Annotated in this window: 18 protein-coding genes; 14 read left to right on the forward strand and 4 right to left on the reverse strand. The window is 41.4% G+C overall.

Going from position 1 to position 26,517, the window contains the following annotated elements:
* Positions 1-104: 104 nt before the first annotated feature.
* The 10 genes from R8925_RS11000 (at position 105) to tuf (ending at position 17,976) form a co-directional block, all read left to right on the forward strand.
* Positions 105-710, forward strand: a complete 606-nt coding sequence (locus R8925_RS11000; RefSeq protein ID WP_430535905.1) for a class I SAM-dependent methyltransferase — start codon at positions 105-107, stop codon at positions 708-710.
* A 454-nt stretch (positions 711-1,164) separates the two neighbouring features.
* Complete coding sequence (rpoB, locus tag R8925_RS11005; RefSeq protein WP_430539440.1) at positions 1,165-4,722, forward strand: DNA-directed RNA polymerase subunit beta; 3,558 nt, start codon at positions 1,165-1,167, stop codon at positions 4,720-4,722.
* Between the two features lie 428 nt (positions 4,723-5,150).
* Positions 5,151-8,765: a DNA-directed RNA polymerase subunit beta' gene (rpoC, locus tag R8925_RS11010; RefSeq protein WP_185460583.1), complete on the forward strand. Its 3,615-nt coding sequence runs from the start codon at positions 5,151-5,153 to the stop codon at positions 8,763-8,765.
* Positions 8,766-9,146: 381 nt separating this feature from the next.
* Positions 9,147-10,133, forward strand: coding sequence for an aromatic acid exporter family protein (locus R8925_RS11015; protein WP_430535907.1), 987 nt, complete (start codon positions 9,147-9,149; stop codon positions 10,131-10,133).
* Positions 10,134-10,191: 58 nt separating this feature from the next.
* Positions 10,192-12,222, forward strand: a complete 2,031-nt coding sequence (gene pbp4 / locus R8925_RS11020; protein WP_430535908.1) for a penicillin-binding protein PBP4(5) — start codon at positions 10,192-10,194, stop codon at positions 12,220-12,222.
* Positions 12,223-12,359: 137 nt separating this feature from the next.
* Positions 12,360-13,139 carry a gamma-glutamyl-gamma-aminobutyrate hydrolase family protein gene (locus R8925_RS11025; protein WP_430535909.1) on the forward strand — a complete coding sequence of 260 codons (780 nt, stop codon included), beginning with the start codon at positions 12,360-12,362 and terminating at the stop codon, positions 13,137-13,139.
* A 272-nt stretch (positions 13,140-13,411) separates the two neighbouring features.
* Positions 13,412-13,825, forward strand: a complete 414-nt coding sequence (gene rpsL / locus R8925_RS11030; RefSeq protein WP_430535910.1) for a 30S ribosomal protein S12 — start codon at positions 13,412-13,414, stop codon at positions 13,823-13,825.
* A 29-nt stretch (positions 13,826-13,854) separates the two neighbouring features.
* Positions 13,855-14,325 carry a 30S ribosomal protein S7 gene (rpsG, locus tag R8925_RS11035; RefSeq protein ID WP_036065477.1) on the forward strand — a complete coding sequence of 157 codons (471 nt, stop codon included), beginning with the start codon at positions 13,855-13,857 and terminating at the stop codon, positions 14,323-14,325.
* A gap of 75 nt (positions 14,326-14,400) precedes the next feature.
* On the forward strand, positions 14,401-16,491 hold the full coding sequence (gene fusA, locus R8925_RS11040) for an elongation factor G (protein ID WP_185342088.1): 2,091 nt from the start codon (positions 14,401-14,403) through the stop codon (positions 16,489-16,491).
* A gap of 297 nt (positions 16,492-16,788) precedes the next feature.
* Positions 16,789-17,976 carry an elongation factor Tu gene (gene tuf, locus R8925_RS11045; RefSeq protein ID WP_036071376.1) on the forward strand — a complete coding sequence of 396 codons (1,188 nt, stop codon included), beginning with the start codon at positions 16,789-16,791 and terminating at the stop codon, positions 17,974-17,976.
* A gap of 94 nt (positions 17,977-18,070) precedes the next feature.
* On the opposite strand, the gene R8925_RS11050 is transcribed toward tuf, so the two are convergent.
* From R8925_RS11050 to R8925_RS11065, 4 genes are all read right to left on the reverse strand, one after another.
* A complete protein-coding gene (locus R8925_RS11050) occupies positions 18,071-19,051 on the reverse strand; it encodes a polyprenyl synthetase family protein (RefSeq protein ID WP_430535911.1) in 981 nt (326 codons plus the stop codon).
* Positions 19,052-19,069: 18 nt separating this feature from the next.
* A complete protein-coding gene (gene eetB, locus R8925_RS11055; RefSeq protein ID WP_430535912.1) occupies positions 19,070-19,606 on the reverse strand; it encodes a flavinylation system FAD exporter subunit EetB in 537 nt (178 codons plus the stop codon).
* A 29-nt stretch (positions 19,607-19,635) separates the two neighbouring features.
* Entirely contained in the window at positions 19,636-20,073 is a 438-nt protein-coding gene (locus R8925_RS11060) for a NusG domain II-containing protein (protein WP_430535913.1), read from the reverse strand.
* Between the two features lie 111 nt (positions 20,074-20,184).
* Positions 20,185-22,068: an FAD-dependent oxidoreductase gene (locus R8925_RS11065; RefSeq protein ID WP_430535914.1), complete on the reverse strand. Its 1,884-nt coding sequence runs from the start codon at positions 22,066-22,068 to the stop codon at positions 20,185-20,187.
* A 396-nt stretch (positions 22,069-22,464) separates the two neighbouring features.
* Between R8925_RS11065 and pplA the strand changes: the two genes are divergently transcribed.
* The 4 genes from pplA to fmnA all read left to right on the forward strand — a co-directional run bounded on the left by pplA (position 22,465) and on the right by fmnA (position 26,410).
* Positions 22,465-23,376: an extracellular electron transfer flavoprotein PplA gene (gene pplA, locus R8925_RS11070; protein ID WP_430535915.1), complete on the forward strand. Its 912-nt coding sequence runs from the start codon at positions 22,465-22,467 to the stop codon at positions 23,374-23,376.
* A gap of 161 nt (positions 23,377-23,537) precedes the next feature.
* Positions 23,538-24,614, forward strand: a complete 1,077-nt coding sequence (locus tag R8925_RS11075; RefSeq protein ID WP_430535916.1) for an FAD:protein FMN transferase — start codon at positions 23,538-23,540, stop codon at positions 24,612-24,614.
* A 15-nt stretch (positions 24,615-24,629) separates the two neighbouring features.
* Entirely contained in the window at positions 24,630-25,589 is a 960-nt protein-coding gene (gene menA / locus R8925_RS11080; protein WP_430535917.1) for a 1,4-dihydroxy-2-naphthoate polyprenyltransferase, read from the forward strand.
* Positions 25,590-25,609: 20 nt separating this feature from the next.
* On the forward strand, positions 25,610-26,410 hold the full coding sequence (gene fmnA, locus R8925_RS11085; RefSeq protein ID WP_430535918.1) for an FAD export ECF transporter transmembrane subunit FmnA: 801 nt from the start codon (positions 25,610-25,612) through the stop codon (positions 26,408-26,410).
* Positions 26,411-26,517: the final 107 nt, after the last annotated feature.

A 26,517-nucleotide genomic window follows, 5' to 3' on the forward strand; every position in this document is an offset into this window, starting at 1 on the left:
TTCCAAGAAGCTGGCACGCGAAACTAGAGATGAAGAGCACCAAATTAGCCTTACGCTGATCTGGCGCTCTTCTTTTTTTATACATAGAAAGGTGGCGAAAAAACATGAGCAATAAACATTACTATACGAAAAATAGCGATTTGGATCATAGCCGCAAAACATGGGCTTTCGAATTGCGTGGAAACTCGATTAAATTCATCAGTGACGCTGGTGTTTTCTCTAAAACGACGGTTGATTTCGGATCGCGCCTTTTGATTGAGAGTTTTGAAGCGAGTGATGCGGCAGGGAAGATGCTAGATGTCGGTTGTGGATATGGTCCGATTGGCTTAGCTTTTGCGAAAAGTTATCCTGATGCGCAAGTCGATATGATTGATGTGAACGACCGTGCGCTGGAATTATCTGCGGAAAACGCGGCGAATAATGGGCTGACGAATGTCCGTGTGTTCGAGAGTTCGGTATATGACGGTGTGAAAGATGCTGATTATACGGATATTATTAGTAATCCTCCAATTCGAGCGGGTAAAAAAATTGTGCATGAGATTTTGGCTGGGAGTTTTGAGCGACTAAAAACAGGTGGTAGCTTGTGGATCGTCATTCAGAAAAAACAAGGTGGGCCTTCTGCGATGGCGAAAATGGAAGAGGTTTTCGGAAATGTGGAAGTAGTTGCAAAGGATAAAGGTTATTTTATTTATCGGAGTATGAAAGAATGATTATCGCTTCTATAATAAATGAAAAGTTATTATCTAGCTCAATGGATAATAGCTTTTTAATTTTCTAAAAAATAATAGTGTAACAGAATTAACGGCTCAAAGCGGTGAAATCAAAAAAGGATATCTTGTGTTTCTGGTGTGTATAGATAAATATATAGCAGAATTTGATTATTTCAACAGGAAGATAAACGCAACTAGGCTCTAATCATTGACGCCATCTTTTCATTATGATATTATAGTAAGATGCCAAAAGAATCGATATCACCATATTTGTTGGTGCGTACGCGAGGAATTGCAGTTTTAGCCTGTTTGGTTCACATAGCAAGAAAATAGTGGTTTTCTTTGAGGAGCCCACTTTCTTTTTGTCTTTTTTAGGTATTTTTGCCAAGTTCCATTGTACTATTTTTGTTGCAATGTGCTTAATAAATTTAGTTTATTTGAGAGGGTGAATGAGTTGTCAGGTCAACTAGTTCAGTACGGAAGACATCGCCAACGTAGAAGTTTCGCTCGTATTAGTGAAGTGTTGGAGTTGCCAAACTTAATCGAGATTCAATCGAAGTCCTACCAGTGGTTTTTGGATGAGGGATTACGTGAAATGTTCCGCGATATTTCTCCAATTGAGGATTTTGCTGGGAATTTGTCACTAGAATTTATCGACTACAATTTGGGAGATCCGAAATATTCAGTAGAAGAGTCGAAAAATCGTGATGCGAATTATGCAGCGCCATTGCGTGTAAAGTTACGTCTTATCAATAAAGAGACGGGCGAAGTGAAAGATCAGGAAGTATTCATGGGCGATTTCCCGCTTATGACCGAGATGGGTACATTTGTTATTAATGGTGCCGAGCGTGTTATTGTATCGCAATTAGTACGTTCTCCGGGTGTTTATTTTAACGGGAAACTCGACAAAAATGGTAAAAAAGGTTTTGGTTCTACTGTCATCCCTAACCGTGGAGCGTGGCTTGAGTATGAAACAGACGCCAAAGATGTTGTTCATGTGAGAATCGATCGGACGCGTAAATTACCAGTTACTGTTCTTTTACGTGCGCTAGGATTCGGTTCCGATAGCGAAATTCTGGAATTAATCGGGGAGAATGACTACTTACGCAACACACTTGAGAAAGATAATACCGATAATGCGGACAAAGCATTGCTTGAAATTTACGAGCGCTTACGTCCTGGTGAACCACCAACAGTTGAAAATGCGAAGAGCTTGCTCGTATCCCGCTTTTTTGATCCAAAACGTTATGATTTAGCGAATGTTGGTCGTTACAAAATCAACAAAAAAGTGCATTTGAAGAATCGACTATTTAACCAAACGCTTGCTGAAACGTTAGTTGATCCAGAGACTGGTGAAATTATCGCGTCTAAAGGTGAAATTTTAGATCGTCGTAAATTAGATGCTATTATTGATAATCTTGAAAATGGCGTTGGGTTCCGTACACTTCGTCCAACTGGTGGTGTGATGGAAGATAGCGTGGTTGTTCAATCTATCAAAATTTATGCACCGAACAGTGAAGAAGAAAAAATTATCAATGTGATTGGTAATGCCTACATCGATGAGAGCGTAAAACACATTACGCCAGCCGATATTATTTCTTCTATCAGTTATTTCTTCAACTTACTTCACGGAGTAGGGGACACAGATGATATTGACCATCTTGGTAACCGTCGTTTGCGTTCAGTTGGGGAACTTTTACAAAATCAGTTCCGTATTGGTTTATCACGTATGGAACGTGTTGTTCGTGAGCGTATGTCGATTCAAGACATGAGTACGGTAACACCTCAACAATTAATTAATATTCGTCCAGTAGTGGCGTCCATTAAAGAATTCTTTGGTAGCTCGCAGTTATCACAATTCATGGACCAAACGAATCCATTGGCCGAATTGACGCATAAACGTCGTCTTTCAGCGCTTGGCCCCGGTGGTTTGACGCGTGAACGTGCTGGTTATGAAGTACGTGACGTGCATTATTCTCACTATGGTCGTATGTGTCCGATTGAAACGCCTGAGGGCCCGAATATTGGACTGATTAACTCCTTGTCATCATTTGCAAAAGTGAACAAGTTTGGTTTTATTGAAACACCATATCGTCGTGTTGATCCAGAAACGAACCGTGTAACAGATACGATTGACTATCTGACTGCAGACGAAGAAGATAACTACGTAGTGGCGCAAGCGAACTCCAAATTGGATGAGCTTGGTACTTTTACAGAAGAAGAAGTTATGGCACGTTTCCGTTCTGCCAATTTAGCTGTTGAAAAAGAGCGTATCGATTACATGGATGTATCGCCAAAACAAGTAGTTTCGGTTGCGACGGCATGTATTCCGTTCCTTGAAAATGATGACTCCAACCGTGCGCTAATGGGAGCCAACATGCAACGTCAAGCTGTACCGCTTCTTAATCCGGAAGCGCCAATCATCGGAACAGGTATGGAACACGTTTCTGCCCGCGATTCTGGTGCTGCTGTCGTTTGTAAACATGATGGTCTTGTAGAACACGTAGAAGCTAGAGAAATCTGGGTTCGTCGTATTTCCGAAGTGGATGGCAAAGAAGTTAGCGGGGGCATTGATAAATATACGCTGCGCAAATTTGTTCGTTCGAATCATGGTACGTGTTACAACCAATCTCCAAACGTTGCAGAAGGAGACCGCGTAACAAAAGGTGAAATCCTTGGTAACGGTCCTTCAATGGATTCCGGAGAGCTTGCTTTAGGTCGTAATGTTCTTGTAGCATTCATGACTTGGGATGGTTACAACTATGAGGATGCAATCATTATGAGTGAACGTCTTGTAAAAGATGATGTCTACACGTCGATTCATATTGAAGAATTTGAATCAGAAGCGCGTGATACAAAACTCGGACCTGAGGAAATGACGCGTGATATTCCAAACGTTGGGGAAGACGCATTGCGTGACCTTGATGAACGCGGTGTTATCCGTGTCGGAGCAGAAGTAAAAGACGGCGACTTGCTCGTTGGTAAAGTAACACCAAAAGGGGTTACAGAATTAACAGCAGAAGAACGTCTACTACACGCTATATTCGGTGAAAAAGCGCGTGAAGTTCGCGATACATCATTGCGCGTACCACATGGCGGTGACGGTATTGTCCTTGACGTGAAAATCTTTACACGTGAAGCAGGCGATGAGTTACCACCAGGTGTAAACCAACTCGTTCGTGTTTATATCGTTCAAAAACGTAAAATTCATGAAGGCGATAAAATGGCCGGACGTCATGGAAATAAAGGGGTTATCTCTCGTATTTTACCAGAAGAAGATATGCCATTTATGCCAGACGGAACGCCAGTAGATATCATGCTTAACCCGCTAGGTGTACCATCACGGATGAATATTGGACAAGTACTTGAGCTTCATTTAGGTATGGCAGCTCGTTACCTCGGCATTCACATCGCGACACCAGTATTTGACGGCGCGAATGATGAAGATGTATGGAGTACAGTTGCCGAATCCGGTATGGCACCAGATGCGAAAACAACGCTTTATGATGGACGTACAGGTGAACCATTCGATAATCGTATTTCTGTCGGTATTATGTACATGATTAAACTTGCCCACATGGTTGATGATAAATTACATGCTCGTTCAACTGGGCCTTACTCACTAGTAACACAACAACCACTAGGCGGTAAAGCACAGTTCGGTGGACAACGTTTCGGAGAGATGGAAGTTTGGGCACTAGAAGCATATGGTGCCGCTTATACACTTCAAGAAATCCTAACGATTAAATCTGATGACGTGGTTGGACGTGTGAAAACATACGAAGCCATTGTTAAAGGAGAAAGCATTCCAGAACCAGGCGTACCAGAATCCTTCAAGGTATTAATTAAAGAGCTTCAAAGTCTAGGAATGGACGTAAAAATCCTCTCCGCTGACAAAGAAGAAATTGAATTACGCGACCTAGAAGACGAAGAATTCGGCGCTCAAAACGACGCTTTCAACATCGTATCCGAGCCAGCAAAACCAGCAGGAATAATAGACTCGAATCAATAATAAAAAGCTGAAAGAGCCCGTTAGCCTCGACAGAAATTGTTAGAGGGCGGAGTTGAAACCCGCATTTGGTTTTTGCGGAGGCCACGAAATTTCCGAGAGGCTGGATCTTGAAGCTGGATTCAGAGATAAAAAGCTGAACGCACTGTTTTCTTATAGGAAACAGTGCCAGATGCTGAATATAGAACATGAATAACAAAAACGCTAGACGAGTAGAATGCCAAACCTGTTTTTGCACTTTCGGGTAAGATGTAGATTCTGCTTCACGCAAATCGAGCGAAAGCGGTTGTATTTCGTCAATTTTGTGGAAGCCGGAAGCGGAGTGTACTCGTGTACATGAGAACCGGAAGTCTGCAAAATTGGCGGAATGCGATCGCTTGCCGCCGATTTATTTGGAATAGGCTACTCGCTAGAATTTAGGAGGTAGACCAGTGTTAGATGTGAAAAATTTTGAGTATATGAAAATAGGTCTTGCGTCTCCAGATAAAATTCGTTCATGGTCACACGGAGAAGTTAAAAAACCAGAAACAATCAACTATCGTACGCTGAAACCTGAGCGCGATGGTTTGTTCTGTGAAAGAATCTTCGGACCAATGAAAGACTGGGAATGTTCTTGTGGGAAATACAAACGTGTTCGCTATAAAGGCGTTGTTTGTGACCGTTGTGGCGTTGAAGTTACGAAGTCCAAAGTTCGTCGTGAGCGTATGGGACACATCGAACTAGCTGCACCGGTAACACATATTTGGTACTTTAAAGGTATTCCGAGCCGTATGGGACTTGCGCTTGATATGTCACCGCGAGCATTGGAGGAAGTTATCTATTTTGCTTCCTATGTTGTAACAGAACCAGGCGATACACCGCTTGAAAAGAAACAATTGCTTTCTGAAAAAGAGTATCGCGTTTACCGTGAGAAATATAGCCAATCATTCCAAGCCGGAATGGGCGCAGAAGCAATCAAAAAACTTCTATCAGACATTCAGCTTGAAAAAGAAGTTGATGGCTTGAAAGAAGAATTGAAATCGGCACAAGGGCAACGTAGAACTCGCGCAATCCGCCGTTTAGAAGTTCTAGAAGCGTTTCGTCATTCTGGCAATGATCCAAGTTGGATGGTTCTTGACGTGCTTCCAGTTATCCCACCAGAAATCCGCCCAATGGTTCAACTTGAAGGTGGACGTTTTGCGACAAGTGATTTGAATGACCTTTATCGCCGCGTAATTAACCGGAATAATCGTCTGAAACGCTTACTTGATTTAGGTGCGCCTAACATCATCGTGCAGAATGAAAAACGGATGCTCCAAGAAGCAGTGGATGCTTTGATTGATAATGGTCGTCGTGGTCGTCCTGTAACAGGGCCGGGTAATCGTCCGTTGAAATCACTATCTCACATGCTTAAAGGGAAGCAAGGTCGTTTCCGTCAAAACTTGCTAGGTAAACGTGTCGATTATTCTGGTCGTTCCGTTATCGTCGTAGGTCCTAACCTGAAAATGTACCAATGTGGGCTTCCAAAAGAGATGGCTCTTGAACTATTCAAGCCTTTCGTTATGAAAGAATTGGTAGGTCGTGGTCTTGCTCATAACATTAAGAGTGCAAAACGCAAAATCGAACGCTCTTCTCCTGAAATTTGGGATGTATTAGAAGAAGTTATTCGTGAGCATCCAGTGTTACTTAACCGTGCCCCTACTTTGCATAGACTAGGTATCCAAGCTTTCGAACCAACACTTGTTGAAGGACGTGCAATTCGTCTGCATCCGCTAGTATGTACAGCTTATAACGCCGATTTTGATGGTGACCAAATGGCTGTCCATGTTCCACTATCTGCGGAAGCGCAAGCAGAAGCGCGTATTTTGATGCTCGCTGCTCAAAACATTTTGAACCCGAAAGATGGTAAACCAGTTGTAACGCCTTCTCAAGATATGGTACTAGGTAACTACTACTTGACGCTTGAACGTGAAGGTACGGTTGGTGAAGGTACAGTATTCACAGATATTAACGAAGCGCAATTAGCATACCAAAACGGCTATGTTCATTTGCACTCACGTATTGCGGTTGTTGCAGGCTCGATTGACAACGAAAGATTTACTGACGAACAACGTAAGCAATTACTAATCACAACAGTTGGTAAGCTGATTTTCAATACCATTTTGCCGACTACATTCCCATATATTAACGAACCTACAAATTATAATCTAGAAGTTGAAACACCTAAGAAATATTTCGTAGATACAGGCGTTGATGTGAAAAAACATATTCAAGAACAAGAAATTGTCGACCCGTTCAAGAAAAAAATCTTAGGAAACATCATCGCGGAAGTCTTCAAAAAGTTCCATATCACAGAAACATCTCGCATGCTTGACCGCATGAAAGATTTAGGTTTCAAAATCTCTACAAAAGCTGGTATGACAGTTGGTATTGCGGATATTTTGACGCTTGAAGAAAAGCATGACATTCTTGATGAAGCGCATGATAAAGTGGAGAAAATTACGAAAACATTCCGCCGTGGTCTGATTACAGATGACGAAAGATATGAACGTGTTATCGGTGTTTGGAATGAAGCGAAAGATGTTATTCAAGGAAAACTAATCTTGAGTTTGGATCGCTTAAATCCAATTTTCATGATGCAAGATTCCGGAGCTCGTGGTAATATTTCCAACTTTACACAGCTTGCGGGAATGCGTGGTCTGATGGCAGATCCATCTGGACGTATCGTAGAACTTCCAATCACATCGAATTTCCGTGAAGGATTGACAGTTTTGGAATACTTTATCTCGACGCATGGTGCGCGTAAAGGTCTTACTGATACAGCCCTTAAAACAGCCGATTCAGGTTATCTTACTCGTCGTCTCGTTGATGTGGCGCAAGATGTTATCATTCGTGAATACGATTGTGGCACTGACCGTGGTCTTGAAATCCAAGCTATCCGTGAAGGTACAGAAATCATCGAAGCATTGGAAGAACGTTTGGAAGGTCGCTATGCTCGTAAATCAATTAGACATCCAGAAACTGGCGAAGTGATTGTTGCTGAAAATGACTTGATAACAGAAGAGAAATCGCGTCGTGTTGTAGAAGCTGGAATTGAGCAAGTAACGATCCGTTCCGCGTTTACATGTAATACAAAACACGGAGTATGTAAAAAATGTTACGGTAAAAACTTGGCAACAGGAACAGAAGTCGAAGTTGGGGAAGCAGTTGGTATTATCGCTGCACAATCTATCGGGGAACCAGGTACACAGCTTACTATGCGTACGTTCCATACAGGTGGGGTAGCCGGAGATGATATCACGCAAGGTCTTCCACGTATCCAAGAGATTTTTGAAGCACGTAATCCTAAAGGTCAAGCGATTATTACCGAAGTTGAAGGTGAAGTTGTTTCTATTGAAGAAGCACGCGATCGTCAACAAGAAATCGTGATACAAGGTAAAGATGAAGACCGTCGTAGCTACAGTATTCCTTATACTGCACGCCTTCGTGTCAAAGTTGGAGACATTGTTGATCGTGGAGAAGCGTTGACAGAAGGTTCAATTGATCCGAAAGCATTGATTCGCGTTCGTGACGTTCTTTCCGTACAAGAATACCTACTTGCTGAGGTACAAAAAGTTTACCGGATGCAAGGGGTTGAAATCGGCGATAAACACGTTGAGGTTATGGTTCGTCAAATGCTACGTAAAATCCGTGTGATGGATACTGGTGATACAAACATCTTACCAGGTACATTAATGGATGTGCATACATTTACTGAGTCAAACCGTGACGCATTACTTGCCGGTAAACAACCAGCAACTGGACGCCCAGTATTGCTAGGTATTACAAAAGCATCCCTTGAAACAGACTCCTTCTTGTCTGCCGCATCATTCCAAGAAACAACACGAGTTCTTACAGATGCAGCGATCAAAGGTAAAACCGATGAACTACTCGGCTTGAAAGAAAATGTTATCCTAGGTAAACTGATTCCAGCCGGTACAGGTATTCACCACTACCGCAAACTGAAATCATCCGTACTAGGAAAAGAGCAAGAAGTTGCTGAACTAGAGGAATCGAAACACTTATAATTAGATGCTGACCGCGCCGGTTCAGACCTGAAAGAACTTGCAGCCGCCGAAATGAAAATCCGCTTTTGATTTTTGCGTAGGTGGAGAAAGTTCCGAAGGTTTGGCGCGAGAAGCTCGATAACCCAAGATGCTAAGTGTGCCCGTTAGGCCTGAAAAAGTTTGGAACCGCCGAAGTAAAAGTCCGCATTTGACTTTTGCGTAGGTGGAGAAAACTTCGAAGGGCTGGCACGAGAAGCTTGATAAAACGACAAAGAACCACCTCCGAATTATTGTTATTTCGCAGGTGGTTCTTTAATTTATGCTCCACATTTCATACTTAGCTTTTTCATTCTAGCTACATAGTGTACAATAGAAAACGATAGAAAAAAGAGGTGAAAGACGTTGAAAATAGGATTACGTACAATAAAGACTGCTTTTGGGGCCACGATTGCCATCTTAATCGCTGAATGGTTGGGCCTTGAATATGCCGTCTCAGCAGGCCTAATTACAGTTCTAAGTATTCAAAATACCAAAAAAGGCTCCATTCAACTCGCGCTACAGCGTATATACTCGACGGTGATCGCACTAACAATATCTGCAATTTTCTTCATGCTACTAGGTTTCAACGCGATTGCATTCGGCCTTTATTTACTCGTTTTCATCCCAATCGCAGCACGTCTTAAAGTAACGGATGGCATCGTTGTAAGTTCGGTACTTGTGACGCATATCTTAGTTGAGCAATCGCTCTCGCTATTCTGGTTTACAAATGAGATGCTACTCATGGCGGTCGGTGCTGGAATTGGCATATTGCTGAACTTATACATGCCTAAAATGGACGGCGAAATGAAGCAACAACGACAAAAAATTGAGTCCGTGATGCGGCAAATTTTCTTTTGTTTTGCACAGGATTTGAAACGGGAACCGCTTTATTTAGATGAAAAAAAGCTGATTAAGCAGTTGGCGCAGTACTTAACAGAAGCTAATGAACAGTCACGTCGCCATTTGGATAATCAGCTATTTGCGGATTCGCGATATTATATTAAATATATCGATATGCGAACAGTGCAATTGCGCGTGATGAGGCAGATGAGTCAGTCGGTACGTGAAATTAGTATTTTGACGGAGCATGCAGAAAAAATGGCTAGCTTGGTTGAGAAAACCGCACTATCACTCTCAGAGCAGAATCCGGCGGAGGATCTGGTTACAGATGTGAATCAGATGCTTACTGATTTTCGTGAAAGTGAGTTACCAAAGACGAGAGAAGAATTTGAAGGGCGCGCATTGTTGTTCCAATTTCTCAATGACTTGCGTTATTTATTAGAGTTGAAACGCGATTTTACGAAGCAATCGAGAGAAGAGAAAGAATTTTTAAAGATTAGTGCTGATTGAGCAATCCTTTGCTATAATAAAGAAGCAGTCAAAACAAGCTACAAATGGAGGGAACAAGGTGCGTAGACAAAAAAAGAGTAATAAGAAAGTAGTCTGGATAAGTCTCATCGTTGTTTTAGTGCTTGCTATTGGAGGGGCCGCGACTTACTATTTCATGAATAGCAGTGCGAAGAATGAGAAAATGGCAAACGAAGCCGCGGAGAATTTTACAACAAATATTAAAAAGCAGAATTTCACAAAACTCTCGGATGATGTGACGAAAGAATCACTGAAAAAGAGCGGTTTTACGGCGAAGGAAATGGAAGCGAAATATAAAACGGTTTACACAGGTATCGACGCGCGTGACATCAAGGTTTCTGACTTGAAAGTGGCACATGACGATGCAAAAAATAATTATAAATTGACATATAGTTTGAAAATGACAACGACGCTTGGTGAGATGGCGGAGCAGAAATATAGTGCTACGATTTCAAGTGAGGATGATAATTGGAAAGTAGATTGGCAACCGAATTTAATTTTTCCAGGAATGGTGAAATCGGATAAAGTACGCCTGACGACAGATGAGGCGAAACGTGGTCAGATCCAGGATGTGAATGGTAAAGGGCTCGCGATTAATAAAAATGTTAGCGAGGTTGGAATTGTTCCGAATGATCTTGGTGAAGGTGATGCCAAAGCGAAAAATTTGGAAGCGATTAGTAAAAAATTCGATATTCCTGTTGCTGATTTAGAAAAGAAGCTATCACAAAGCTGGGTACATCCGGATACGTTTGTGCCGATTAAGGTCCTAACAACCGGATCTCCTGTACAAATGACTGGTGTGAGCTACGCAACGATTGAATCGCGTTATTATCCGCTAAGCCAAGCAGCTGCACATTTGATTGGCTATGTTGGTGAAGTGAGCGCCGAAGATATCGAAAAGAATAAATTGCTAAACGCTGGCGATATAATCGGAAAAGCTGGCTTGGAGCGTTATTATGACAAGGCGTTGCGCGGTGTGAATGGCGGGCGCATCTTGATTGTAAATGATGACACAAAAGAGGAAACTGTTCTGCAACAAAATGAGAAAAAAGATGGCGATACGATTAAATTGACAATCGATAGTCAGATTCAGCAAAATGCTTTTAACGCGCTAAAAGGTGAGGTTGGTTCTGCGACAGTGATCAATCCTACAAACGGTAATCTCGCGGCGCTTGTGAGTTCTCCATCTTATGATACGAATCAGATGGTAGCAGGAATTTCAAGTGAAGACTACAAAAAATACACAGACGACAAAAAACTACCATTCCTAGCTCGTTATGCTACACGCTATGCACCAGGATCAACTTTTAAAACAATTACAGCAGCAGTAGGACTTGAAAATGGAACAACAAAACCCGACAAAGTGCGCGAAATTTCTGGTTTGCAGTGGCAAAAAGACAAATCGTGGGGTAAATATTTCGTGACGCGCGTCCATGATGTCCCGAAAGTGAACATGGTTGATGCACTAGTGAATTCAGATAATATTTATTTTGCACAAGAAGGTTTGGCAATGGGCGAAACTAAATTCCAAGATGGCCTGAAAAAATTCGATTTTGGTGAAGAATTTGATCTACCATTTAACATGGAGCCAGCGCAAATTTCCAACGATGGTATTAAATCAGATATTTTGCTAGCTGATACGGCTTATGGTCAAGGTGAATTATTGATGTCACCTATCCAACAAGCAGTAGCATACACACCATTCGCCAATAATGGGAAGATGGTCTATCCGAAGTTGAACACAACAGAGGAGACGAAAGCAGCAAAAGAACCGATGAGTGCAGAAACAGCGAACACTGTCAAAGCAGCTCTCGTTCAAGCTGTTTCCAAACCAGAAGGAACGGCGCATAAACTCCAAATCGCGGGGCACAACATTGCCGCGAAAACCGGAACTGCCGAACTAAAACAAAAACAAGGCGAAAGTGGTCTTGAAAATGGCTTCTTACTCGCGTTTGATAGTGATCAGCCAAACTACCTCATGTTAGCTATGATTGAGGATGTGAACGGTCGTGGCGGTAGTGGGCTCGTGATTGATAAGATGAAGCCGGTTATTGAATCGTTTTATAAGTAAATGGGAAAGCTTGAGAGGTCTGTATGACTTTTCAGGCTTTTTTGTGTAATCACTTTACTTTCTGTTTTAGGCAAGGTATAATAGAAAAAAATTAATTCCGAGTAAATGAATGCGAATTAAAAAGGAGGGCGAAGTTGATGACTGCAATCATTGGCATTTCGGCGGCACAGTTAACGGTTCAAGTTCCAAATACGATTTCACGCAATGGCACTTATGTTGGCGGAGATTATGTATCGGTTGTTGCAGACAATGGTGCGGCACCGCTAGTCATTCCTATCACAGATACACGCCTTGTGAAGACTTTTGTAGACCAACTTGATGGACTTATCCTGTCTGGTGGGCAAGATATCTCACCCAAATTTTATGGTGCAGAGGCAGAGGCAGAACTTGGTGTCACGTGCGAGATACGAGATGCCTTCGAACTGGCCCTCCTTAAAGAAACTTTAGCGCAAAAGAAACCAATACTCGCGATTTGCCGAGGTGCTCAATTACTAAATGTTGCGCTTGGTGGAACATTATATCAAGATACAAACAGTATTGAACACGCCAATTTGCCGCACATGCAACAAGAACAAGCTACTCAACCAACGCACCCTGTCAAATTTGAAAAGTTATCCCGACTTCATCGTATTTTTGGAAGCTCAGCACAGGTAAATTCATTCCATCACCAAGCTATAGAAACTCTTGGCACCGGCTTGAAAATAACTGCGATTGCCCCGGATGGAATTGTAGAAGCTATCGAAAAACAAGGCGTTCCATTTGTTGTAGGCGTCCAGTGGCATCCAGAACTAATCGCGAATGAGGATGCATCCATGAATCGGCTTTTTCAGGAATTCGTCATAAACGCCGAACTTGGCTCGCTAAAACAGCTATACAATCTGCCATCTAACTTAAAAAAGAGTGTTATAGCCCGCTGATTGTATTAAATAAATAATCGCGAAAGATGCTTGAAGGCGTTGATATAATCGGCAGCTTCTAAGTATCTTTTTTTGGTGGAAGAAACGTGGTCGAAATCCTTGACAATACCCTACTAAGAATGGTACTATATCCAAGGTGCCTCTTCCTTCGTGACGAGGTATAGAAAATAGAAGCTGTTGTTAGGGATTCCCTATCAGCAATTTTATTTTAAAGAAAAAATGAACCACCTGGATGTGTGGCTCTAGAAATATCGGAAGGAGGAAACCAAAAAATGCCTACAATTAATCAATTAGTTCGCAAACCGCGTCAATCTAAAACTCAGAAATCTGATTCTCCAGCACTTAACAAAGGCCTAAATACTTTCAGAAGATCATTAACAGACGTATCATCTCCACAGAAACGTGGTGTATGTACTCGTGTTGGTACAATGACTCCGAAGAAACCTAACTCGGCTCTTCGTAAGTATGCTCGTGTACGTTTGACTAACGGACTTGAAGTAACTGCTTATATCCCAGGTATCGGACACAACTTACAAGAACATAGTGTTGTACTTATTCGTGGTGGACGTGTTAAAGATTTACCAGGGGTACGTTATCATATCGTACGTGGTGCTCTAGATACAGCTGGTGTTGAAAATAGAGGACAAAGCCGTTCTAAATACGGAACGAAAAAACCTAAAAAATAAACTAAATTTATATGAAAGGAGGATATCCAATGCCTCGTAAAGGTCCTGTTGCTAAACGTGACGTATTACCAGATCCGATGTATAATTCGAAATTGGTAACACGTCTAATCAATAAACTTATGATTGATGGTAAGCGTGGAAAAGCGCAAACTATCATTTATTCTGCTTTTGATATCATCGCGCAAGAAAGTGGAAAAGATCCTATGGAAGTATTTGACGAAGCAATCAAAAACATCATGCCAGTTCTTGAAGTAAAAGCTCGCCGTGTTGGTGGTGCTAACTATCAAGTGCCGATTGAAGTTCGTGCTGATCGTCGTACAACACTAGGTCTACGTTGGTTAGTTAACTATTCACGTCTTCGTGGAGAGAAAACTATGGTAGAACGTCTTGCACACGAAATTCTTGATGCATCTAACAATGCTGGAGCTTCCGTTAAGAAACGTGAAGATACACATAAAATGGCAGATGCGAACAGAGCATTCGCTCACTATCGCTGGTAAGATTCGTCTTATCCGCGCGACTAGGTCAACACTTGTTGCCTAACTAAATCGTTAATAATGGAAGGAGAAATACCCATGGCTAGAGAGTTCTCCTTAGAAAAGACGCGTAATATTGGTATTATGGCTCATATCGATGCTGGTAAAACCACTACTACAGAGCGTATCCTTTTCTATACAGGGCGTATTCATAAAATTGGTGAAACACATGAAGGTGCATCCCAAATGGACTGGATGGAACAAGAACAAGAACGTGGTATTACGATCACATCCGCTGCGACAACTGCGCAATGGAAAGGTCACCGCGTAAACATTATCGATACTCCAGGACACGTAGATTTCACGGTTGAAGTTGAACGTTCCCTTCGTGTATTAGATGGTGCTGTTGCCGTTCTAGATGCACAATCAGGTGTTGAGCCACAAACCGAAACAGTTTGGCGCCAAGCAACTACTTACGGGGTTCCTCGTGTAGTATTTGTCAACAAAATGGATAAAATCGGTGCTGACTTCTTGTATTCAGTAGGTACATTACATGACCGTCTGGATGCAAACGCACACCCAATCCAATTACCAATCGGTGCGGAAGATACTTTTGAAGGTATTATTGACTTAGTTGAGATGAACGCTTTGTATTATCTTGATGATGTAGGAAATGATCCTGAAATTCGTGAAATCCCAGCTGATCTTAAAGAGCTTGCTGACGAATACCGTGGCAAACTTATCGAAGCTGTTGCTGATTTAGATGAAGAATTAATGATGAAATACCTTGAAGGTGAAGAGCCTACAAAAGAAGAATTGAAAGCTGCAATCCGTAAAGGTACGCTAGCTGTAGATTTCTACCCTGTTGTATGTGGTACAGCATTCAAAAACAAAGGTGTTCAACCGATGCTTGATGCAGTACTAGATTACCTTCCAGCACCAACTGATGTTGCTGCTATTAAAGGTGTTTTACCAGATTCAGAAGAAGAAGCAGAACGTCACCCAAGTGATGACGAGCCGTTCTCTTCTCTAGCGTTTAAAGTTATGACTGACCCGTATGTTGGTCGTCTTACTTTCTTCCGCGTTTACTCAGGTACTTTGAACTCAGGTTCTTACGTTCAAAACTCATCTAAAGGTAAACGTGAACGTGTTGGACGTATCCTTCAAATGCACGCAAATCACCGTGAAGAGATTTCAATCGTATATTGTGGTGATATCGCTGCTGCTGTTGGTTTGAAAGACACAACTACTGGGGACACTCTATGTGATGAAAAGAATCAAATTATCTTAGAATCTATGGAATTCCCAGAACCAGTTATCTCGGTTGCTATTGAGCCTAAATCAAAAGCTGATCAAGATAAAATGGGTCAAGCTCTTGCAAAACTTGCAGAAGAAGATCCAACATTCCGTACAGAGACTGATCAAGAAACTGGTCAAACAATTATCTCTGGTATGGGTGAGCTTCACCTAGACATCCTTGTAGACCGTATGAAACGTGAATTCAAGGTAGAAGCTAACGTAGGTGATCCACAAGTTTCTTATCGTGAAACATTCCGTACAACTGCCGAAGTCGAAGGTAAGTTTGTTCGTCAATCCGGTGGTCGTGGACAATATGGTCATGTTTGGATCGAATTCGGTCCTAACGAAGAAGGAAAAGGCTTTGAGTTCGAGAATGCTATCGTTGGTGGTGTTGTTCCACGTGAATACATCCCAGCAGTACAAGCAGGTCTTGAAGGCGCACTAGGAAATGGTGTACTTGCAGGATACCCGCTAATCGATATTAAAGCGAAATTATATGACGGTTCTTACCATGATGTCGATTCCAATGAGATGGCCTTTAAAGTGGCTGCTTCTATGGCTCTTCGTAACGCGGCTAAGAAATGTAATCCTGTCATCTTGGAACCAATGATGCAAGTTGAAGTAATCGTTCCTGAGGATTACCTTGGAGACATTATGGGTAACATTACATCTCGTCGTGGTCGTGTAGATGGTATGGAAGCGCGCGGTAACGCTCAAGTTGTCCGTGCATTCGTTCCACTTGCAAACATGTTTGGTTATGCTACGTACCTACGTTCAAGTACGCAAGGTCGCGGAGTTTATACTATGCAGTTTGACCACTATGAAGAAGTTCCAAAATCCGTTGGTGAAGAAATTATTAAAGCCAATGGCGGCAACAACAAAGAAGACTAGTCAGCGTGCCGACGAACGCTCATCTTTGTTGGAGCACTTTGAAGCGAAGCGAATTAGAGCTCCAATATGCAGAGGAACGAAGTGAGTCTGTAGTCCTTTCAAAAACTGTTGCCTAGAATCTGAGCATTTGTCGATCCGCTCTACAGGCAAGTTTTGCGTATGAAATGAACGGTTAGCGATTGGATTGATTGCAAACTTTTGTTGTATCCTGTATAACTAATAGTAACGAGATTCGCGCGGAGTTACTTTCCGCGTGTTATCAATAATTTTTTTAAACATTAAGGAGGAAATTATAAAATGGCTAAAGAAAAATTTGACCGCTCAAAACCCCATGTTAACGTTGGTACTATCGGACACGTCGATCATGGTAAAACTACTTTAACAGCTGCAATCACTACTGTATTATCTAAAAAAGGTTTTGCAGAAGCTTCTGCATATGACCAAATCGATGGTGCTCCAGAAGAAAGAGAACGTGGAATCACAATCTCTACTGCACACGTTGAGTACGAAACTGATACTCGTCACTACGCGCACGTAGATTGCCCAGGACATGCCGATTATGTTAAAAACATGATCACTGGTGCTGCGCAAATGGATGGTGGTATCTTAGTAGTATCTGCTGCTGATGGCCCAATGCCACAAACTCGTGAGCACATCTTACTTTCACGTCAAGTAGGTGTTCCTTACCTTGTTGTCTTCATGAACAAATGTGACATGGTTGATGACGAAGAATTGCTAGAATTAGTTGAAATGGAAATCCGTGATCTATTAACTGAATACGAATTCCCAGGCGACGACATTCCTGTAATTAAAGGTTCTGCTCTTAAAGCTCTTCAAGGTGAGCCAGAGTGGGAAGAAAAAGTTAACGAACTTATGGACGCTGTGGATAGCTATATCCCAACTCCAACTCGTGACACTGACAAACCATTCATGATGCCAGTTGAGGATGTATTCTCAATCACTGGTCGTGGAACAGTTGCTACAGGTCGTGTTGAGCGTGGCCAAGTTAAAGTTGGTGACGAAGTTGAAGTTATCGGTTTAGTTGAAGAAACTAAGAAAATCGTTGTAACTGGAGTAGAAATGTTCCGTAAGTTACTTGATTATGCTGAAGCTGGCGACAACATCGGTGCACTTTTACGTGGTGTTGCTCGTGAAGAAATCCAACGTGGCCAAGTATTAGCTAAGCCAGGTTCGATCACTCCTCATACAGTTTTCAAAGCTGAAACTTATGTTTTATCAAAAGAAGAGGGTGGACGTCACACTCCATTCTTCAATAACTACCGTCCGCAATTCTATTTCCGTACTACTGACGTAACAGGTGTTGTTACACTTCCAGAAGGTACTGAAATGGTTATGCCTGGCGATAACGTTGAAATTTCAGTAGAACTAATTGCACCAGTTGCGATTGAAGAAGGTACTAAATTCTCTATCCGTGAGGGTGGACGTACTGTAGGCGCTGGAGTAGTAGCGACTATCTCTAAATAATTTCAAATTAAAATCCGATTCCTCATTTTGGGGAGTCGGATTTTTTGTTTGTCGCTTTATTCTAGAAAAAAAGAAACACATAGTCAGCACGAGACTAAATGTTTCTTTTTAAAATAGAAGATGTTAGGTCGTACATTTGATCACGGTAAGCACCAGCTGGTAGTTTTGTGATCTCGCGCAGTGCCTTTTTAGTATATTTATCAGCTAACGTGAAAGCTTGTTCTACGCCTTTGTATTTTGCTATGAGGTCAAGAAGTTTTTCAAGATCAGCATCAGACATATCGAGTTGCTTTTCTAGTAGTGGTTGAAATTCAGGTTGGTGTTTTTGCATGGCATAAATGAGTGGGAGAGTGTAAACGCCTTGTTTGACATCGTTTAGAACTGGCTTTCCAAGGCCGTCATTGGAGCTCGTGTAGTCAAGCACGTCATCGATGATTTGGAAGGCCATCCCAAGATAGTGTCCGATATTCCAAGCGTTGCGGGTCTGCAAACGAGTTGCCTTACTCTGTGATGCTCCTGAAAAAGTGCTTAAAGCAAAGAGTTGGGCGGTTTTTCCTGATATGCGCGACAAATATTGGCGAACGCTCACGTTAATATCGTAGCGCATCCGCATCTGATCTAACTCTCCCATTAGAATTTTTTCGATGTTCTTGCTGTTAAATTCGATATTCTCAACAGAGCTAGCATGACTCGATAAGATTTTGAAGCAAATACAAAACAAATAATCGCCGGTGTAAACGGCATAGTTACGACCGTATTTTGAGTGAATCGTTGGAATGCCGCGCCTTGTTGGAGCGTCATCCACGACATCGTCATGAATTAGCGTTGCCATATGTAATACTTCTAGGGCTCCGGCAACAGCGATTGCGCGATCTCGATTCCATTCTGGTCCAATCTGTGCTGCGAGCATAGCGTAAGCGGGGCGCAATAATTTACCACCAGCATGAATCAAGTCTTTCACATTCTTCTCAACTTGCTTATCTCTGATTTGAATACTTTTTTCGATAGTCGTGAGTACGTCCTTCAAATCCGTTTGCAGATTTGGATAGGCATCCCACATCGGGTGAAGTTGCATAATTCATCCTCTTTTCGCTTAGTTTTGAATAGGTTCCTTGGTTTTATTAAAGGTACGTAGCGTTTGTACATTTTTAATTAAATAATTGGCTGCAATTCCAACTGCGATTCCTGATAATATTCCGATAAACGAAAGGACAGGTAGATACAGCATAACACTCCAACTGCCAGCAATCCAGCTTGCAATCACGAGTTGACCGACGTTATGAAGAATCCCGCCAGTTGTGCTGACGCCGATAATACTAACGCGTTTAGGTCCTAATTTTTTCACCAACCACATACCGCCAAAGCTTAAAATAGCCCCGGCTGCGCTATACATAAATGTCGAAATCGTTCCTCCGAGCAGTGTTGCGAGCACAAGTCTGATACAGACAATCATAAAAGCATCTTTTGTGGATAGCGTGTACAAGGAAATACACGTAATAATATTTGCTAAACCAAGCTTGGCACCAGGCGCAAAAGCGAACGGGAATGGTATCGCGCGTTCAAGCAAGCTAATGACAACAGCCTGAGCTGCCAGTAAAGCAATATAAACAAGGCGCTTATTTTTAGTCATGTACACACCTCCTTTTTTTCGAAATAATCTTATGAAGGAATAACGATCCCGTCGTCCGGCTCTGTTTCACCAGTGGATGATTGAACTTCGATTACGACCTTATGCGGCAAACAAACAATTGTTTGGCCGAGCTTCCCGATCGCGCCGACTCGGACACAAACCTGATCATTACAATTCGCAGCACTAATCCGGATTCGCTCATCCTTCACTTCAATCTCGTTATAATCCCCGTCATCAGCCATTACTTTAAACGTATCCACGCCCGTATGACCAGTCAAGTCCACACGCTTATACTCCTTACCATCGACTTTAATCACAGCAACTAGCTTCGACTCTGATCCAGCAGGTGAGGCAGGTTCTTGTGATTTCGCATAAGTAAAAATAGCTAGAGGCAAAAAAGAAAGCAGGGTCAAAAGTACAACAATAATAACATCCCAACGCTTGACCATATGTAAGTATTCCTTCACATTCTTTTCCCCCTCTAACTAGCTTTATGTTCATTGTAATATACTCCGGCAAAAATATATAGCGAAAGGCAGTTTGTTGGCAGCCTTTCGCTATGTTTAAATCGTATACAGTTACTTATCGCGATAAATGGAACTTTCCTTACCGTACCACCAACGCCCGAGATGTTTTTGGAACCAAGGCATAGCCCAATAATCTAAACCGAATGTACGTCCAGCACCATTTAGTAAAGCGATTGAAGCCGGTAATGCCCAGAATTTATCCCAACCAAGCATAGCGCAAAGCGTGAACATTACTAGGAATCCCGCGCTTCCAATGCTAGCTAACCAAGTGAATAGACCAACGACAAGCGCAAGACCAATGGCAAGCTCTACAAAAGGAACGACTTTTTGCATGAAGAGAGCAACGTCGAGATTTGGCATAATAAGTTTCATAATCCATTCAAACCAACCCGGCATATGACTAAAGATTGGCGTTGTTACGTTTGTTGCAGCTGCACCGGCCGCGTCACCAGCTGCCTGAGATGCACCAGATGTGGCGTCTGTTTGTAACCATTCAAATGGCATTTTTGAAGTTGTAGCAGTTAACCATGAATCAGGTCCAAGTCCTTGGAATAACGGTTTCAAGTTCGTCAGGCTAACTTTATCCCACGTCGTTTCACCGTAAATCTTAGATAGAGCCTCATCAACCCAGAACCAGCCGAGATAAATACGAAGTGGCAATGTCCAAAGCACGTTACCATAGCGAGAAGTCCAACCTCGGAAAATATTCCGGTTATCCCTAATATGGAAAAATTCATGTGAAACGTATTGCGCCATATAATAACCACTACGGATTCCGAAGAAGTAATAAAGGTTAACCATGTGCTTCATGAAAATCGCGAACCAACCATGTAAGCGTAATCCGCCTAGATTAGCAACACCATATTTGGAGCCAATCGAAACCATGACACCGTGATATTTTCCTTTATAAGCTTCTTTTTCTGTTCCGCTGATTTCCGCAATAATGCTTTTTGCAGCGGTCATACCAGTTTGCTCAGCAGCTTCTACGATTTGAGGTGTCGGTTTTCCTTCTTCCTCTTCATAATAAGCCAAGTCGCCGATAACGTATGTGTTTTCGAACTTCTCAGCTTCCATGTATTCATTGACTTTCAAACGACCAGCACGCGCAGTTTCCATACCATAATCTTTCGTATCAGAATTCGCACGAACGCCGGCAGTCCAAATCAATGTGTGTGTTGGAATTTCATCGCCGGATTTCAATACAATGCTTTCCGCTTTAACTTCAACGATTGCGGCATCTTTCATAATCTTGATGCCTTTTTTCAGCATGAAGTCTTCCGCTTTTTGGGCATCTTTCCGGTCTAACATGTTCAGAATCGTTGGTGCCGCTTCGACAACAATCAATTCAATTTCAGAAACATCAACCTTGTTATCTTTAGCAAGACGTGTTTTCCAGTCAAGCAATTCCCCAACCATCTCGATCCCAGTAAAACCTGAACCACAAATGGCAAAAGTAAGCATGGCTTTGCGTTTTGCTACATCCTGTTCCTCGGAAGCATCATGAACGACTGTTTCAATATGTTCACGCAATTTAACCGCGTTTTCCCACGACCAAAGTGTGAAGCCGTGTTCGCTAACGCCTGGTGTCCCGAAATCATTAGGCTCGCCACCCATACCAAGAACAAGGTAATCAAACGGATAGCTACCATGTTCTGTCGTCACTGTTTTCGTTTCGTGATCCACATGCGTTACGTTATCTGTCACTAATTTCACTTTCGTACGATTAAACAAATGGCGTAAATCATACTGTATCGCTGTCGGTTCAACGCGACCACCAGCTACTTCGTGTAATTCAGTCATCATCGTATGATAAGAATGTCTATCAATTAACGTGATGGTTACTGATTCGTCTCTTTTGTACTTTTTCGCTAATTTCTTAGCTGCATGTACACCTGCATATCCCGCCCCTATTAACACAATATTTTTTTCAGGCATATGCTTTCTCAACTCCTTGTAAGTATATTCACAAAAATTATAAGTCCTACGTCTAAAACTCTTAACTAGTAATAACATCACCCAGTTTAACAGATAGTAGAAATGCTGTCTAGAGTCTTTACCCTCAAAAATTAGGAAACAAACGCGATATTATAGGTGAAAACCTTCACAGGGCAACAAACACCATTTGAGTGGTAAAAATTTTAAAGAAGTATTGTAAATGAAGAAAGGACCGACTTTCTGAAAATTCTTGGTTTTTAAATCATGCATACTGTGTGTAGACAAATTGAGACAATAATGTTATATTTAAGTGGAATTAAGGTGAGCTTGTGTTTTCGTGCACTTTTCATTGTTCATGTCATCACAAGGAATATTTTAAAAGGTGGGAGCAAATTTATGAAGAAGAAAAAGTTGGTAATGGCCCTGACGGCAGTAATGGCTTCAAGTATGTTATTGGTAGCATGTGGTAATGACAATAGCAACGACAGTAAGTCTAGTGACAGCAAACAGTCAGATACACAGAAATCAGATACAACAAAAACAGCAGGTAAAACAGACGGTACAATGACAGACGGTACTTATAAATTACAAGAAAAGAACTTTGATGATAAAGGTTGGAAAGGATTTATGACAATTACCGTCAAAGATAATGCAATCACAAAATCTGATTATAACTATGAAAATAAAGATGGCAAACTAAAAACAGATGATGCTGATTACGAGAAAAATATGAAAGCTAAAGTTGGTACAGGTCCACAAGAATACATCCCAGCATTGAATGATTCTCTAGTTGCTAAACAATCAGCGGCAGACGTTGAAGTAGTAACAGGCGCGACTCATTCATCCGATTCTTTCATCAATTACTCTAACCAATTAATCCAAGCGGCGCAACGTGCAGACACAGCAACAATTGAAATCAACAATGGTGCTGCACTACAAGACGGTAAATACTCATTAGAAGAACAAAATTACGCACATAACTATCGTGCAGTGTTCAACATGGAAGTGAAAGATGGAAAAATTACGACATCTGACTTCAACTATGTAGATAAAGATGGTAAGAAGAAAACAGACGATGCTGACTACGAGAAAAACATGAAAGCTAAAACTGGCGTAGGTCCGCAAGAATACATTCCAGATCTAAACAAAGCTCTTGTTGACAAACAAACTCCATCAGATGTTGCAGTAGTAACAGGTGCGACAGAATCATCAAACACATTCAGAATCTATGCAGCACAACTTTACAACGCAGCACAATCTGGTAATACAGATATGATTAAAGTGTACAATAAAGTAGAAGCTGAATAAGAAGATAGCAATAAAAATGAAGGGCTTCAGGGCGAAAACTCTGGAGCCTTTTTGTCCGCATAGCACACGGTTTTCTTGACAATGCTCTCAATCACCGATACGCTAAAATAGCGATAAAAACAGATTATATTCATTCCAAAAACGGAAAGGTGCCATCTATAATGAAGAAATTGTATATGTTAATAACGCTCGTACTTTTAGCGGCTATTGTGACTGCTTGTGGTAGTAATGATACGAAGAAAAGTGATGCATCCGAAGATAAGAGCCCAGAAATACTTCCCCAACCATACACAAAAACAGATTTTCTTATGGGAACAATTAACGTAGTAAAAATTTATGATAAAGGAAAAGAGGATGTTCTTCTACAAGCCTTTGACCGAATTAAAGAGCTTGACAAGCAAATTACAACGAGCGACAGTGCTAAAAAATCAGAAGTAGACAAAGTGAATTTGGCTGCTGGGAAAAATCCAGTGAAAGTGAACGATGATGTTTATTATCTTATTAAGGAAGGCTTAAAATACAGTGCCAGTTCAAGTGGTAGCTTCGATATCACGGTTGGCCCGCTGACCTCTCTATGGCATATCGGTTTTGATGATGCTAGGAAACCGAGCCAAGCAGAAATTGACGCGGCTTTACCATTAATCGACTATAAAAAAGTGAAGTTAGATGACGCTAAAAAAACCGTATACTTAGAAGAAAAAGGCATGGAGCTAGACTTAGGAGCAATCGCCAAAGGTTATATCGCGGATGAAGTGGCTAAAGTTTTAGATGAGAATAAAGTAACAACTGCTATTATCGATCTTGGAGGAAATATTATTGTCAAAGGTGACAGTCCTAAAGGCGGTGATTGGGTTGTAGGTATTCAAGATCCATTCGAGTCTCGTGGTACGATCATTGGTACTATTCCAGAAGCAGATAAATCGATTGTTACATCTGGGATTTATGAGCGTTACTTGGAAGTAGATGGCGTAAAATATCATCATTTATTAGATCCGAAAACTGGCTATCCTTTCGATAATGACATTGCAGGCGTATCAATTGTTTCTAAAAAATCGATTGACGGTGACGGCTTATCAACAGCAACGTTCTCAAAAGGCATTCAAGGCGGTCTTGATTTTATCGAAACATACAAAGGTGTCGAAGCAATTTTTGTAAGTAAAGAGAAGAAGGTCTATATAACATCCGGCTTGAAAGGGAAGTTTAAGTTAACGGATAAGAACTTCCAAATGGCTAATTAAAAAGGAGTGTAGGGCGTGTCAATACCAGCTTTTTTGAAATTGGTAGAAATTCAGACGAAAATTGCGAGTGTTTTTCCTTTTGTTATAGGCACTTTATTCGCAGTATATCAATACAGCATATTCAATTGGAAGAACACACTTATTTTCTTTAGTTCCATGTTGATTTTTGATTTAACAACAACGGCGATTAATAATTATATGGACTATCGAAAAGCAACGAATAATCATGATTACGACTATCGCACGATGAGCAATGTTATCGGACAGGAGAGAATATCAGAGAAGACGGTAATTAGCACGATTTTTGCGATGTTTTTCATAGCGAGTGGGCTGGGAGTTTGGCTTGTTATCGAAACTGATTTGCTCGTTTTACTAGTTGGCTTTATCTGTTTTTGCATTGGTATTTTATACACATTTGGCCCAGTTCCGTTGTCACGTATGCCACTAGGTGAAATCTTTTCAGGTGTGACGATGGGGTTTGGCATTGTATTTCTTGCGATTTATGTGAATGCATATGATGCTGGCATTGCGAATTTAATTTGGTCAGGAGAATGGGTTACAGTGAAGGTGAATCTGGTTGAAATCATCCGAATTGCTATTGTATCCTTACCGTGCATCTTCACGATTGCGAACATCATGTTAGCTAACAATATTTGTGATTTGGACGAAGATATTCGCAATCATCGCTATACGCTACCATACTATATTAGCAAAAAATATGCGGTAATCCTTTTTAACGCCCTATATTACGCTTCATTTGTAGCTATTATGGTTTCCGTAATCATCGGTTTCCTAAGTCCAATTATGCTCATAACACTTCTCGCCATTATTCCGGTATTTAAAAATTTAAAGAAATTCAACATCGAGCAAGTCAAAGCCAAAACATTCGTTATTTCTATCAAAAATTTCGTTATCACAAACAGTGCAATTGTCGTTTGTCTAGTTGCAAGTTTAATCTTTCAATACTATATATAATGAGAAAAGAGGGATTTCCAATGCTTGATAAATTAATATTTGGGCGCTTCATACCTGGGGAATCCCTTATTCATCATCTAGACGCAAGAACAAAATTAATCGCAGGTTTTTATTTCATTGGTATCCTATTTTTAGCGAATAACTGGCAAACTTATGCGCTGCTAACGCTATTCACATTTTTGGTTATCTTGATGACAGGTATCTCTTATCGCTTCTTCATAAAGGGAGTCAAGCCGTTAATCTGGCTCATTCTATTCACTGTGTTGCTACAAATGCTATTTACAAGTGGCGGAACCATCTACTTTAACTGGGGACCATTTGCAATCTCCTCATTTGGCATTATTAATGGAGTATACGTGTTTATTAGATTTGTACTGATTATCTTCATCTCAACGGTAATCACGCTGACAACAACGCCTATGGATTTGACGGATGCAATCGCCTACATACTACGGCCGTTCAAAATTTTTAAAATGCCTGTTCAAGATATAGCGCTGATGATTTCCGTAGCATTGCGATTTATCCCTATATTAATGGAAGAAACCGATAAAATTATGAAAGCCCAGCGCGCTCGAGGTGTAGATTTTGGCGAGGGAAATTTATTCGAACAAATGAAAGTAGTTGTGCCAATATTTATCCCGCTGTTCGTCAGTTCCTTCAACAGGGCTGAGGAGCTAGCAAACGCAATGGAAGCAAGAGGCTATCAAGGCGATAAAGAACGAACTAGATTTCGTATTTTGCAATGGCACTTGGGCGATGTAATAGCCGCTCTCACACTAGTTGCATTAACTACGGCATTAATTACATTAAGAATCTCCTAAAAAGCCACGAATCGGCCGACTGATTTGTGGTTTTTTGTGCGCCCAGCATGCGCAAATGCTAGGTGGTGAAAGTCCACTACAGGCTTGGCAGTAGGAACTGTTAGCTC

The sequence above is a fragment of the Listeria rocourtiae subsp. hofi genome (assembly GCF_963575615.1).
Classification (GTDB): Bacteria; Bacillota; Bacilli; order Lactobacillales; family Listeriaceae; genus Listeria_A; species Listeria_A hofi.